The sequence below is a fragment of the Alteromonas sp. MmMcT2-5 genome (assembly GCF_022348315.1).
Classification (GTDB): domain Bacteria; phylum Pseudomonadota; class Gammaproteobacteria; order Enterobacterales; family Alteromonadaceae; genus Alteromonas; species Alteromonas macleodii.
The window spans coordinates 26,807-39,853 of sequence record NZ_JAKRFB010000028.1; the positions used below are offsets into that span (position 1 = coordinate 26,807).

11 protein-coding genes are annotated in these 13,047 nt (G+C 44.3%); 6 read left to right on the forward strand and 5 right to left on the reverse strand.

Annotated elements, in window-relative coordinates:
* Positions 1 to 272 precede the first annotated feature (272 nt).
* From MHN09_RS12825 to MHN09_RS12840, 4 genes are all read right to left on the reverse strand, one after another.
* Positions 273 to 1,091, reverse strand: a complete 819-nt coding sequence (locus tag MHN09_RS12825; RefSeq protein WP_049588831.1) for a thioredoxin family protein — start codon at positions 1,089 to 1,091, stop codon at positions 273 to 275.
* 83 nt (positions 1,092 to 1,174) lie between these two features.
* Positions 1,175 to 2,740 (reverse strand): ATP-binding protein, encoded by a 1,566-nt coding sequence (locus MHN09_RS12830; RefSeq protein WP_239241015.1) that lies wholly within the window; start codon positions 2,738 to 2,740, stop codon positions 1,175 to 1,177.
* Complete coding sequence (locus tag MHN09_RS12835; protein WP_014950704.1) at positions 2,740 to 3,396, reverse strand: response regulator transcription factor; 657 nt, start codon at positions 3,394 to 3,396, stop codon at positions 2,740 to 2,742. Before MHN09_RS12835 ends, MHN09_RS12830 begins: the two co-directional genes overlap by 1 nt.
* Positions 3,397 to 3,601: 205 nt before the next feature.
* Entirely contained in the window at positions 3,602 to 6,124 is a 2,523-nt protein-coding gene (locus MHN09_RS12840) for a S8 family serine peptidase (RefSeq protein ID WP_239241017.1), read from the reverse strand.
* A 480-nt stretch (positions 6,125 to 6,604) separates the two neighbouring features.
* On the opposite strand from MHN09_RS12840, the gene MHN09_RS12845 reads away from it, so the two are divergent.
* From MHN09_RS12845 to MHN09_RS12865, 5 genes are read left to right on the forward strand one after another with little or no spacing between them, the layout of a single operon-like run.
* Positions 6,605 to 7,117 (forward strand): curlin subunit CsgB, encoded by a 513-nt coding sequence (locus MHN09_RS12845; protein ID WP_239241019.1) that lies wholly within the window; start codon positions 6,605 to 6,607, stop codon positions 7,115 to 7,117.
* Between the two features lie 30 nt (positions 7,118 to 7,147).
* A complete protein-coding gene (locus tag MHN09_RS12850; RefSeq protein WP_049588832.1) occupies positions 7,148 to 8,593 on the forward strand; it encodes a curlin in 1,446 nt (481 codons plus the stop codon).
* 54 nt (positions 8,594 to 8,647) lie between these two features.
* Complete coding sequence (locus MHN09_RS12855) at positions 8,648 to 9,040, forward strand: CsgE family curli-type amyloid fiber assembly protein (protein ID WP_049588826.1); 393 nt, start codon at positions 8,648 to 8,650, stop codon at positions 9,038 to 9,040.
* Positions 9,040 to 9,489 carry a curli assembly protein CsgF gene (locus MHN09_RS12860; RefSeq protein WP_014950699.1) on the forward strand — a complete coding sequence of 150 codons (450 nt, stop codon included), beginning with the start codon at positions 9,040 to 9,042 and terminating at the stop codon, positions 9,487 to 9,489. The genes MHN09_RS12855 and MHN09_RS12860 overlap by 1 nt, the downstream gene beginning before the upstream one ends.
* An 8-nt stretch (positions 9,490 to 9,497) precedes the next feature.
* The gene (locus MHN09_RS12865) at positions 9,498 to 10,259 is read left to right on the forward strand and encodes a CsgG/HfaB family protein (RefSeq protein ID WP_168463013.1); all 762 of its coding nucleotides are present in this window, start codon (positions 9,498 to 9,500) and stop codon (positions 10,257 to 10,259) included.
* A gap of 35 nt (positions 10,260 to 10,294) precedes the next feature.
* Here the strand turns inward: MHN09_RS12865 and MHN09_RS12870 are convergent, their stop codons facing one another.
* Positions 10,295 to 10,972 carry a response regulator transcription factor gene (locus MHN09_RS12870; protein ID WP_168463012.1) on the reverse strand — a complete coding sequence of 226 codons (678 nt, stop codon included), beginning with the start codon at positions 10,970 to 10,972 and terminating at the stop codon, positions 10,295 to 10,297.
* 274 nt (positions 10,973 to 11,246) lie between these two features.
* Here MHN09_RS12870 and dld point away from each other — a divergent pair, with 274 nt between their 5' ends.
* Positions 11,247 to 12,980 (forward strand): D-lactate dehydrogenase, encoded by a 1,734-nt coding sequence (dld, locus tag MHN09_RS12875; protein WP_168463011.1) that lies wholly within the window; start codon positions 11,247 to 11,249, stop codon positions 12,978 to 12,980.
* The last annotated feature ends 67 nt before the right edge of the window (positions 12,981 to 13,047 follow it).

Here is a 13,047-nt window from a genome sequence, read left to right on the forward strand (position 1 = left end):
CCGTTGGAAAGGCCCTTTTTAATGTCCGTATTCTTTGTTGCGTCACCTTGATGTAGAACCACTATACTTGCGATAACACGCCGCGATTACGAACATTTTAAATCTCGCTGAGTGGGTAATGAATTATGTGGACTGGTATTAGGGCCTATTGATCTTTGTTGTACATTTTTGCAGCGGTCTGTGTGCCATCTAGACAAGGCGAATGTTTGACGGTTTAGTGGTTCTAAATCGAGAACATTCAACGCAGTATAGACACCAAAGGTCAACAGGCCCTAATTATGTTCCCACGAAAACGGATTGTAGTGTCGCAATGCTGGCGTGGTGTTTACTCCGTTGCCATTCTCAGAATCTAACGTAAGCTCGGCGCGCTTTATCAGCGTTTTTTGCAGTTCAGTGCGAAACCCTTTGGTCTCTTTCCATAGCTCGTTAAGCCCTTGTGGGGTATTACCTTGTAAATCTAGCGCAAGTAGCGGACCCAGTTTGTCATAAGCGCTTTGTAATCTGAGTGCTTGCTCTTTATTGTAAGCTTCTTCTTCATCTGTCGCTTCCCAGTTAATAAACGGGGCTTTTTGCGCAGTTGTCATTGCAGGAAAGCGAGAGAAATACTGAATGTACTCCGATAAGGGAATGCTGTCAGCGCGCCCCCATATATCCATTGACGTTCTGTTTAACAATGCGCTGGTTTTAGGTTCAACCACCATTACTGTTGGTGTGGCGTAATAAATGGGGTAGTCAAATCGCTCGGTTATATTTCTTCTGTCTTCAAGTGTTCCCACATCAACAAATACGGTTTCATAATGAGCGCGTAGAATAAGGTCCATTTCCTTTGTCGCAAAACGCTCAGCTAAGCCAGTACTGTCGTGGCACCACTGAGCACCCAGTACAACCAAAAGTAATTTGCTTTGTTCCACAGCTCGCTGCTGTGCATTGACCACATCTTGATAGGGTGATGCAGACGGAGCGTAAGTGTAAGGACTTTCATTTTGAGTACTTACACAGCCATTTAACGTGGTGACAGCGGCAATTAGGACAGCAATGTTTAGGCACTGTCTAAAAAAGGGGGCTCGGCGAGTAATGAAATTTTTTTGCATACGGTTATCAAAATAGTAGTTAAATCAACAGCAATGTAGCATAAAAAGGATGCAGCGACGCACCTAAAACGCAGTAGAGTAACTTAAGCTCTGTAGGGCAAAGCCAGGCAAACTCGGGTGCCTGATGGTTTGTTCTGGGAAATATCAAACTCGCCATTTATCAACTTTGCGCGTTCTCTCATCGACAGCAGGCCGAGTGTGGGTTCGGCGTTTGCTAGTTGGGCAATATGCTCAGGGATGCCGCCGCCGTCGTCAGTAACGGTAAACACGGCACTGTGTTGCGCATAGTTGATATCAATGCTGAGCGACGTCGCATTGGCATATTTTATACTGTTTGTCACCGCTTCCTGCACAATGCGATAGATGTGTATTTTCTGGTCTGAATCGAACGGTACTGGCGTGCCGCTAACGTTAAACGAATAGTCTATGTTTGCGCGTTTGAGCGTGGTAATAATCTCTGAACGTTGAATCACGCTTTCAATGGGAAGTGTATCAATACCGGACGGACGCAATCCCCCTAAGCTTTTCTTCATTGCGTGGTATAGAGCATCTATCTTATTGAGCATCATGTCGTTGTCGCTTTCTCTGCTATCTAACGACAGTTGAAGTTTCAAATCGACTATGCGGTGACCAAAGTCGTCGTGTAAATCCCGCGATAAGCGCTTTCGTTCATCTTCTTGCACTACCACTAATTGACTGGCCAGTGCTTGAGCGCTTTGCACCGATAGTTCAAGAGCCTCGTTTTTCTTCGCAAGCTTCATATTCAACAAGGTAGATTGGTTAATTGACGCACCTAAAATGAGGCAACCTGTACATGATGCTAAGATGTAAAACTGATGCTCAATGGGAGGAAGTGCGCTCTGGCTTGCCACCACGAGCGCAGTAATGCCTATGAGTAAACACGAAAACGCACTGCCAACTATGGCATAGCGATATGATAAAAACAGCGCAGGGAAAACCGCTAGATATTTAACCTGATAGCTGATGTTAATTTGTTGGGAGAAGGCATAGCTGCTCAGTATCAGCAAAACCAGCCAAGCGATTGTTGTAAGGTATAGTGCTAAGTGACTCTTAGGGATAGATGGCCGTTTATATAATGCGAAGAGAAACGGACAAAGAACAACAATTCCTACAAAATCACCTAATGAAAAATCAAACAAAATAGAAAGAAAAACCTCTATGCCTGTTTGCAGTTCAATAGCCCTTCTGCCCAAAAATACCGCCCCAAGAGCAACACTTATAAGAATACCAAAAGCCAACGTGGCAAGGGTGCTGGAAACATTGTCTATATAAGGTGCGCTAAAGCGACGTCTGAATAAATAAACGCATGTACAAATTACCGCGGGTGACAGCACTAAATGGACTAAATACCAACCTATTGTTCCACTTAAAAACGCCGTATTGTCGAGAATGCCACCGGGGTGAAATAAAATGAAGTGGGTTAATTTTTCTGCGATGAGTAGCAGTGGCCAGCTGTAAATTGGCAGTAGTAAAAACGCCGCCAGGCGAACACCAGCGGGCAAATACCAGCTCACCGTACCTGAAATAATTTCAAATTGGGTGCTGAGCAACCACACGCCGTGAAATAGCGCGGTATAACCTAATCCCATTAGTAAATAGGTAACGTTGAAATACCGCGTTAAATTCATCAATTTGCTTTGACTAGCGTATCGTCGTAGATAACGTCAGAAACGTCGAGGTACCCAGTTTCTAACGCAATTCTAAGTAAACCAAATTGGGAGGTTACATTGAGTTTCTTGTAAATATTAGTTCTGTGAACCATCACTGTTTTCGGGGCTGTGTCTATGTAGTAGGCAATCTGTTTTGGCTGGAATCCTTTTGCTAACAGTAAGAAAATTTCCTTTTCCCTTTCAGTAAGGATAGAGGTTAGCTGTTTATCACCGAAAGCTAACTTTTTACTAATATCAGTGCTTAGATAATTCTCGTCTTTTTCTAGAGCTTCCAACGCGTCCATTAACTCTTTGGTGGCAGCATTCTTTGTAACGTAGCCATCGGCGCCGAGTTCAAGCGCTTTACTGATATAGCCAACATGATCATACATGCTCAGCATTAAGCACTTTATAAACGGCGCGTCTTTCTTGATTTTTACTAGTGTGTCGAAACCACTTTCCTGTGCTAACGAGATATCTAGAATGGCAACGTCAATATCGTCTAACGTAGCGAAGGAGGGAAGAGCATCCAGAGAGCTTACTGCGTAAGAAACATGCCAGCCATACTCTTGCTCGATGAGTGTTTTAATGCCATCCCTTACAATTTCGTGATCGTCAATAATGAGTATGTGCATGAAAAAGTGCTTATTATTTCTTAATGCATCAAGTGTACGTTGTATTTGGCTTATAGTGAATAAGCCGATGGCTTAGAGTGGTGCTCTCTTTAATTCAGAATAAAAAAGCCGGCCTATCCTTGGCCGGCTATTGCTTAACTTTTAACTGTTCAGCGTTTCATTCGCCAACTGTCACGAAGAGCGCGTCAGCGATACGCAAACTACATTAAAGGTTTACAGACACTGGTGCAGAGCATGCAGAGGTTTCATCACAAACCATATAAGTATACTCACCAGGTTGAACGCCTCTGCTTCTGTCGCGATAACGTCCAGTGTTGCTTACTACTTCAACTAACTCACCGTTGCGATAAATCATTACAGTATCGGCCATCGAGCCACTATATGATAAATCTACGCGTAACGAACCGAATCGAGACAGCATAGCGCGGTCAATCTCGGCAACAATGGTGCTATCTGAAACTGATACGGTTTCTGTTGATACGCCAGTTTGACCTTCAGAGTCGGTAACCGTAAGGGTTACGTCATAGGCGCCAGTGCTCGCGTAAACATGCGTTGGGTTCTCTTCCGTTGAAGTAGAGCCATCGCCAAAGTCCCAGCTATAGCTGACAATGTCGTCATTAACGTCGTTACTGTTATTAGTAAAGCTTACTGATAAGCCTGAAGCGTCATAGGTAAACGCAGAGTTAGGCGGTGTTGGGCCTACTTCACCAATACCGGTCACCACAAGGCTCCATGTGTTTACAGTGCCGTTGTCACCGTTGAACGTATCAAGCACGTTCAAGGTCCAATCGCCTGTTGCTACTTCGCCGTTGAAGGCATCAGAGTTATAGCTCTCAACGATATCATCTGTACCGCCACCTTGGTTCTGACGAAGAACGGTGGTTGTACCCTGAGGAGAAGTCAGTGATAGTACGAGGTCACCGCTATAGGTGTGTGTGATATCTACCGACGCCTGCATACCGAATACTGTTAAGTCGTCAGGAACGTTAATCACTAGGTCAACGCCAACATCGTCAGGATCTTCTTCATTCGGTAACGTAGGTACTGCATCACCAGAATACGCGTAAGGGAATTCGTTTAGCCCTTGAGGGTAAACATAAAGGTTCGCTGATTTAGATTTCTCAATATCACCGCTTACACCGTTAACCGTAAAGCTGTACGGACCCCAAGGCGTTTCCTCAGATGTCTCTACGGTCAGTGTTACTGTATCGCCAGGCATTGCCGAGCTTGCGCTTAAAGACGCGATATCACTTGGCTCAGCAAGCGATAGCTGTACTTCTTCTTCGTAGCCAGCAATTGAACCAACTTCAATAGTGAAGGTGTAGGTCTCACCCGCTTCTATTTCAGCTGAACCAGGTGTAATGCCCAGTTTAAAACCTGGAGTAGGATCAGCTTCTTCAAGTGCATTAAGTACATTTAGGCGGTTGCCAGACACGGTGCGACCATCAGCCCATAGGCTAGTTTCACCTGTAGACATTAACAGCTCTTTCATTTCAGATGGCGTAAGTTCTGGGTTTAGCGACCACACAAGTGCTGCTGCACCCGTAACATGTGGCGTTGCCATTGATGTGCCCGAGTATGTCGCATAGCCGTCACCTGGTATTGTAGATAGGATAGCTGTACCCGGCGCCGCGATGTCTACAGTTTCAATACCGTATGAGAAGCCGCTGTCTCCGTCAGTACGAGTGTGGCTAGCAACTGCAACCAGACTGTTTGTTGTAGTGACATAGTTAGACGGGTAGTTATCTACGTTGTCGTTGTTTGAACCAGAGTTACCTGCCGCAGCAACAAACAAAATACCCGCTTGGCCAGCTTCTTCAATAGCGGTTTCTAGCGCTTCACTATAGCCGCCGCCACCCCAGCTGTTGTTGGTAGCCTTAATATTGATGCCACGGTTCTCTTTAAGGTCGGTGAAGTAATCGATACATTCAATAGCGCCAGCGGTTGAACCCGTTCCATCTGCTCCAAGGAATTTACAGCCAGCGATTGACACGTCATGGTTTACACCAACTACACCGATGCCATTACCGCCCACAGCACCAATGGTGCCTGCTACGTGTGTACCGTGAGAGTCGTCGTCCATTGGGTCGGTATCACCGTTTGCGGTATCGATACCGTAAACATCGTCAATATAGCCGTTGCCATCATCATCAATACCGTTTCCAGCGATTTCACCTGGGTTAATCCATGCGTTATCTGCAAGGTCTTCATGATTGTAGTCAACACCCGTATCGATAACGCCGATGACCACATCGCTATCACCGGTTGTAATATCCCATGCTTCTGGTGCGTCAATATCCACATCTGCAGTACCGCCGGCTTGACCTGTGTTATTCAAACCCCATAGGTCACCATAAGAAGGATCGTTAGGTACCAGGGCTTTGCGGTACAAGAAGTTTGGCTCGGCGATTTTAACCGCAGGATTTTTCTTTAAGATTTCTATGGCGTCTTTTACAGACTTGCCACGAAGTTCCAGTTTGGCAATGCGACCATTTAAAAGGTTAAAGAAGCGATCATCTACTTCATCACGGTTTGCGTCACTAATTCGTGCACGTACCGAAGAGCGAGCGCGCATCTTTTCCGCTTTGCTTACATTTTCTTTGTACACAACGATAACGCTATCGTCGAAAATTTCGGCTTTTGCGGCGTGTGCATGACTAGATACCATTAGCGGTAGAAGGGCTAATGAAAGTGCTGAAAGGCCTGTTTTAAAAGGCTTTGTTTTCATAATTAGATTCCATAATTAGCAATAATGCTTTAATCACAGAACCTTCTCGTTCGGTCTGATATAACTAACGGTTAAAACTTATAACGCAAATTTAAAAACCTGCCACCCCTAACAGTAAAATTTACTTAAAAATACTACTTAAACACTAGGGGAAAGTGAAAAGAGAAGCCTAAAGTGGTACTTAATTACTATGATTTTTGACATGTAGTTGAGGTCTTTATGTCTCAGAGTCTCGCTATAGCAATACCCATTAAGAGACCCTACAAAAACTAGGTGGTCTTACCAATAATTACTCGGTGCGTGAGTTTTCGTCAAATCTAGCACTATGGTATTACCCATTATAAATAACTTGTTGATTTACCGTGTGCTAACTGTATTTGACCTGTAATAAATACAACTTATTGGTGATGGATTATTGCCGTCTTAAAGAGTGTTATAGAGGGGTCACCTTTGTTGTTAATCAAGGAAACAGTCGTTCGCATGGACAAGAAGTTAAAGGTTAAAAAGAGCCAGTTTGCTTATAACGCTAAGGCATGCAGAGCCGTTGCGTTGGCAGCCATAACGGGGTGCAGTCTTCTAGCCGTAAATCTTCCTGTTTATGCGCAACAGTCCGACTTATCAACAAGCTCAGACATGGTGGAATCTTCTCTTTCAATGAGTCTGAATGCTCAAGCTATAACGATAGACGATGAAACGGTCTTCATCGCTGTTAGTCAGTTTGGGTTAAATAACATAACTAACATTATCCAAAGCGGCAACGGCGCCAACCTATCGAATGTTGTTCAAAACGGCAGTAATAACGAAGCTCTTATCACTCAGTTGGGTGAGGGGAACGTCGTTAATTTATTGCAGCAAAACAACAATAACTATTTCGAGATTATACAAGATGGGTTCGACAATGTAGCCAATGTTAATCAATTGGGTGAACAGTCTTTTACTGTTTACCAGATAGGGAATGAAATGGTGATTAACATCACACAATATCAAGAATGATGTGATTACCATAGGGAGACAAATGTGAAAATGAAAAAAACAAAAATAGCGAGTGCATTGCTTTTAGTAGCAGCGACAGGGTGGGCATCAGCTCAGGAAGTTCCAGCGAGTAAGACAGTTGATTTCAGTGCTTCCGCAGATTTTATTGCTGCAGCTGAAGGCAATGAAATTACGCTAATCCAAACGGCACCAGAGGGAAATGAGGTAGGTAATGAATCTATTTTAAGTCAGGAAGGTGACTTAAATGCAATCTTTGTAGAAATAACGGGTGACGCAAACGAAGTACTTGCTTCACAAATGCAGTCAGGTAATACCTTCTTTGCTAGTGTCACAGGTAACGGCAACTTCTTAGAATCTGAGCAAGATAGTTTAAATAGTACAGCCGATGTGGTTGTCGAAGGGGACGATAACACGGTTTCACTTGTTCAATTAGGTGATGGCGGCCCTATCGGTTTTATTTTTAATCGCTCAATAAACAGCATTTCTGGCAGTGGAAACACGTTGTCAGTGTATCAGGGCGATGGTGGTAACTGGGCTAATAATGCCATTGCGGGTAACGACAATACCGTGTTTGTTGATCAAAGTGGTGACTGGCACGAATCGTATGTCCGCGAGCTAAGCGGTGATGCAAACGTCATCGATGTTATTCAGGACGGCTATTACAACGTGTCTGATTTAACCGTTATCGGCTCAGAAAACGAAGTTGAAATTGACCAAGATGGCGACCGGAACGCTGTGGGTTGGAGTATGGTTGGCGACGGTAATGTGCTAGGGTTTGAACAAGATGGTGATGGCAACGAGATTACCACAGGAGTATTTGAAGGCTCTGGCAATGAAGTTAATATCGATCAAATCGGTGATGTTAACTTAGCTACCGTAGAAACTATCGGCGGACAAGCGAATACGTTCGAAATTAACCAAGTGGGCGAAGGCAACACGGCTTATGCTGGCGTAATTGGCTTATTGAACGAATTTGATTTAACTCAAGTAGGTGATGCCAACGAAATCAGCACAGTTAATTTCGATGGCCTGTTTAACACCGTCGAAATTGAGCAAGATGGCGATGCCAACTTGGCGTTAGCGCAAGCTGGTATTGGTGATGCAACTTACTACGCTGATGGCAACATCATTGAAATGTCTCAAGAAGGTGTTGAAAATACAGCATCAGTTGAGTTGGCAAGCGACGTTACATCAAGCTACAACGAAATTATGGTTTCGCAAACAGGCGAGCTTAACTTACTAGACCTACTGGTTAACGGTGACGACAATATTGTTAGTGTTATGCAAGAAGGAGTAGGAAACTGGGTAACGGACGACGCGGGTGGTCAGTTCGTTATTTCTGGTGATATGAATACATTTGAAGTTACGCAAATGGGTAACGATAATTTAGTTACAGGTAGTATCACTGGCAACGGCGGCACAGTAAGTGTTACGCAGGTTGGTGACTACAACGTAGCTACCGTTGTTCAGATGTAAACCTACAGATGTAAAAGTGAGTAGCCGGGCATTTGCCCGGCTATATTCAGTTAAATGAAGTACTTGTATTGTTTCTCTTTTATCACACTGCTTTTTAGTGTGTTCTTTTCTCCGATTCACGCAGAAGAAATTCGGCTAGGCGGACTGCTGCTCGATAACAGTATTAGCCGCCAAGGCCACGAATTTGCCTCTCGCATTAGCCAATACTGGCGAGAAGTCCCAGACAGTTCGGGTAAGAACCTTGTTGTTAAAGAAATTATTGTGCCACAAGCGGGTACTCTTCTTTCGGTGATTTACGACAATAGAGTGGTTTATCAAACGTACATGGGGCGCAGACAAGTACCATTAGATGAAAAAGTACAGCAAGCCATCATGTTAGTTTTAGACGCGGTGGCAAACGCGAGTGTAGACAGTAGAAGCCCAGATTTAGCAGGGGACGAATGGTAATGAAAAAAGGGATATTGATAGCAGCCTTAATCGCGACTGGCTCGTGGACTTCAGCTAGTGTGAAAGCAACAGAGTTGGTGTATGAACCGATCAACCCATCATTCGGTGGTAATCCACTTAACGGATCATTTTTATTAAGTAAGGCGAATTCACAAAACGCTCATACAGCGCCTTACAGCGAGCGCTCCTATGACGAACGCCTTCAAGAATCACTCGAACGCGCCTATATCAATCGTATAGTCCGCGAAATCACAGACATCGCATTTGGCGAACAAGAATATGATGAAGATGGAAACCCGATAGATAGCATATTCAATCAGGATAGTATTTTTGTTAGTGGTGACTTTCAGGTAGAACTAATAACGAGTAATCCTGACAGCATTGTTGTGAACATTACTAACTTACTGACAGGTGAGGTTACTGTCGTTGAAATTCCACGGTTTGGGTAGGGAAACACATGAGAAGTACCGTTTTTTTAATAGTGGCCATGGCGCTTGCAGGATGCCAGTCCATCACTAATACGCTGCCGCCTGATACAACGGCCGCTGATGTAATTACAGACAGTGCCACATTGGCTGAAGTAAAAAGCTTGCCAGCGCCTATGGGACAAATTCCGGTTTCTGTATATGCGTTTAGAGACCAGACCGGGCAATATAAACCTAGCACTGGGGCAAGTTCGTTTTCTACTGCGGTGACTCAAGGCGCAACCTCTATTCTTGTTCAGACTTTAAGCGAGACATCGTGGTTTTTACCTGTTGAGCGTGAAGGGCTGCAGAACATTCTTACCGAACGCAAAATAATTAGAGCCGACGAAAGCAGCGGAGGCGATTTACCGCCACTCACTACAGCTAGAATTATTATAGAAGGTGGGATAATTAGCTACGATACCAACATTCGTACCGGCGGCGCTGGTGTAGAGTACTTTGGCATTGGAGCGAGTGAGCTGTTTAGGGAAGATCAAATTTCCATTTACATGCGTGCAGTTGATGTGAGAACAGGCCAAGTACTGGTGTCGGTTTCAACATCTAAGAAAGTACTAAGCCAGGAGGTGAGAGCAGGCCTGTTTAGGTATGTTTCGCTTAAGCGCTTGCTTGAAGCAGAAACGGGCTACACGACTAATGAACCCATGTTCGAGTGCGTTAAACAAAGCATAGAAAAAGCGGTGACGGAGTTGGTGCTACAAGGAATGGAGAAAGGCGTATGGCGCGCGAAAGCGTAGACGCCATACGCAATTAGATTCAATGGATTATCAGTTTAGATACTTACTCGTTGTGGTTGGCTAAACTGATGATCGAACCACTTTATAAGCTCAACGCGATTTCGGCAGTCCGTCTTTCTAAATATGCTGTAAACGTGAGTTTTCACCGTATTTACGCTGATGTGTAAGCAGTCTGCAATCTCCTGATTTTGGGCACCATCTGCAATTTTGCGTGTGATGGATAATTCCCTCTTGGTCAGCACAGTATGTGACGATTGAAGTGCAGCAACGGGTTTTGGTTTAGACACTAGGTTGGCATCAATATAGCGACTCATAATCTCGCGACTGAACCATTTGTTGCCCGCCTGAACTTGTTGAACACCGCGAACCAGAAGTTCTAAGCTATCTTCAATATGGAAAATACCGTTAATACCATGTTGTAATGCCGCATAATGAAAATCGACGTCAGACTCTGGCACGTTGAAAATGACTTTGTTCAACTCTGGATTATCGTTGACTACAGGCAAGTTGAGCATAGTGGCAGAGTCACAATACTGCGCATCGATAAAGAAGGTATAGGTGTTATTAAGCACGCTTCGAGGTGGATGAATCGCACCGGTTGAGACGACAAATCCACATGACGGCAAAATACTTAGGAATCGTTCGTGAGCCCCATCCTGTTTAGTATTTTCTGAAAAACTTTTTCTTGTTAAAACGAACGCTTGATGTGACATGAAAGCTCCTTTTCGTGTCTATCAACTTTACGAACTATACATTGGCTTTACAATACTCCTCTGGTCTAACTTGCTCCGCCAAAGCGTAACAAAATGTAACAGTGAAAAACGCCTGTAATTTTTGCTTAAATGCTAGAGCTTCTAAGTGTTCAACGAATTAAATATAAGTAAATTATCTTGATAAAAGCGGCTTGCCCCCTTTGTTAATAATGGTGTTAGTGTATAGTTCAACACCAAGTCATTCCTTCCATTATTTCAACACACAGAGAGAACCATGACCGTAAACGTTGACACTCAGTCTTTGATTGCATCAATGCGCGATGTAGTAGGGCAGGCCTATTTGTTAACTGATAAAGCGAAGAAGCAGCCTTACACTAAAGGGTTTCGTTTTGGCGCGGGCGAAGCGCTTGCGGTAGTGCGCCCAGGAACGCTTGTCGAAATTTGGCGAGTGCTTAAGCTGTGTGTTGAAGCCGACGTTGCGGTTATCATGCAGGCGGCCAATACAGGGTTAACGGGCGGCTCTACGCCAGATGGTAAAGATTACGACAGGCCTCTCGTTATTATCAGTACTATGCGTATTGATGATATTCAGTTAGTCGACAATGGAAAGCAGATCGTTGGCTTGGCTGGGAGTACCTTGTTTGGATTGGAAGAGACGCTTGCGCCTTATGGTCGCGAACCTCACTCTGTGATTGGTTCTTCATGTATTGGCGCATCGATCGTGGGGGGAATATGTAACAATTCAGGTGGTGCTTTGGTCAAGCGAGGCCCTGCCTATACTGAACTAGCGCTTTTTGCCCAAATCGACGCTAATGGCAATCTATCTTTGGTAAACAATCTGGGGATTAACCTAGGTAGTGAGCCAGAAGAAATTCTGAATAATCTTGAGAACAAACGTTACAAAGAAGCTGACGTTCAGCACCCTGACGCTCGTGCATCAGACAACGAGTATGATGAACGAGTTCGAGACATTGATTCAGACACACCTTCGCGCTTCAACAATGACGGCAGAAGACTTCATGATGCTTCAGGCTGTGCAGGTAAGCTTGCCGTGTTCGCAGTGAGGTTAGACACCTTTCCTATTCCTGAGAAAAAGCAGGTATTTTATGTGGGGTCTAACGACGCCGCAGTGTTTACCAAAGTGCGTCGCGACATACTTTCTACTTTCAAGAACTTGCCTGACTCGGGTGAGTACCTTCACCGTGACTGCTACGACGTATCCAAGAAATACGGTAAAGATATGTTTATCGTTATCAGCAAGCTTGGCGCCAAATTTATTCCTAAGCTGTTTGCATTTAAGCGCAAATTTGACGCATTTACTGACAAACTGGGCTTCTTACCCAACAAAATGTCAGATCGCGTTATGCAGTATATGAGCTACGTTTTTCCTAACCACTTGCCTAAGCGAATGGAAGAGTACAGAGACAAGTATCAGCATCATTGGATATTGGAGATGAGCAACGACGGGGTAGATGAGGCCAAAGCCTACCTTGATGCTTTCTTTAAAACCAATGAAGGTAGTTATTTTGAGTGTACAGAAGAAGAAGCTGATAAGGCTATTTTGCATCGCTTTGTTGCTGGTGGCGCGATAGGTCGTTACCACGTTATGCACAGCAAAGACGTGGGCGCTATGATGACCATCGATGTTGCACTTCGCCGTAACGATCCTGACTGGTTTGAAGTGTTGCCTAAAGAAATAGACGACCAGATAGACACGAAACTGTATTACGGCCATTTACTCTGCCACGTAATGCACCAGAATTACGTGTTGAAAAAAGGGGCGGATGCCAAATTGTTAAAGGGTAAAATTCTGGAAACTTTTGATGCGAGAAGCGCTGAATATCCAGCAGAGCACAATGTGGGACACGAGTACTTTGCAAAAGTTGCGCTGAAAAACTTTTACCGAGAATTAGACCCCACCAATAGTTTTAACCCGGGAATAGGCAAAACCACCAAACTTAAAAATTGGGCTGAGCATGATGGAAGTTGTTGTGGTGGGCATCATTAAGCGCAAATAACACTTCCAGCCACTTGTGCATTGATAAAAGAGCCGAAAAAAGTGAAGTGACCCCCAA

Coding starts and splice junctions, on each gene's coding strand:
- MHN09_RS12850 (WP_049588832.1), top strand. CDS start 7,148: ATGAAAAAAACAAAAATAGCGAGTGCATTGCTTTTAGTAGCAGCGACA.
- MHN09_RS12855 (WP_049588826.1), top strand. CDS start 8,648: ATGAAGTACTTGTATTGTTTCTCTTTTATCACACTGCTTTTTAGTGTG.
- MHN09_RS12825 (WP_049588831.1), bottom strand. CDS start 1,091: ATGCAAAAAAATTTCATTACTCGCCGAGCCCCCTTTTTTAGACAGTGC.
- MHN09_RS12830 (WP_239241015.1), bottom strand. CDS start 2,740: ATGAATTTAACGCGGTATTTCAACGTTACCTATTTACTAATGGGATTA.
- MHN09_RS12845 (WP_239241019.1), top strand. CDS start 6,605: ATGGACAAGAAGTTAAAGGTTAAAAAGAGCCAGTTTGCTTATAACGCT.
- MHN09_RS12860 (WP_014950699.1), top strand. CDS start 9,040: ATGAAAAAAGGGATATTGATAGCAGCCTTAATCGCGACTGGCTCGTGG.
- dld (WP_168463011.1), top strand. CDS start 11,247: ATGACCGTAAACGTTGACACTCAGTCTTTGATTGCATCAATGCGCGAT.
- MHN09_RS12835 (WP_014950704.1), bottom strand. CDS start 3,396: ATGCACATACTCATTATTGACGATCACGAAATTGTAAGGGATGGCATT.
- MHN09_RS12870 (WP_168463012.1), bottom strand. CDS start 10,972: ATGTCACATCAAGCGTTCGTTTTAACAAGAAAAAGTTTTTCAGAAAAT.
- MHN09_RS12865 (WP_168463013.1), top strand. CDS start 9,498: ATGAGAAGTACCGTTTTTTTAATAGTGGCCATGGCGCTTGCAGGATGC.
- MHN09_RS12840 (WP_239241017.1), bottom strand. CDS start 6,124: ATGAAAACAAAGCCTTTTAAAACAGGCCTTTCAGCACTTTCATTAGCC.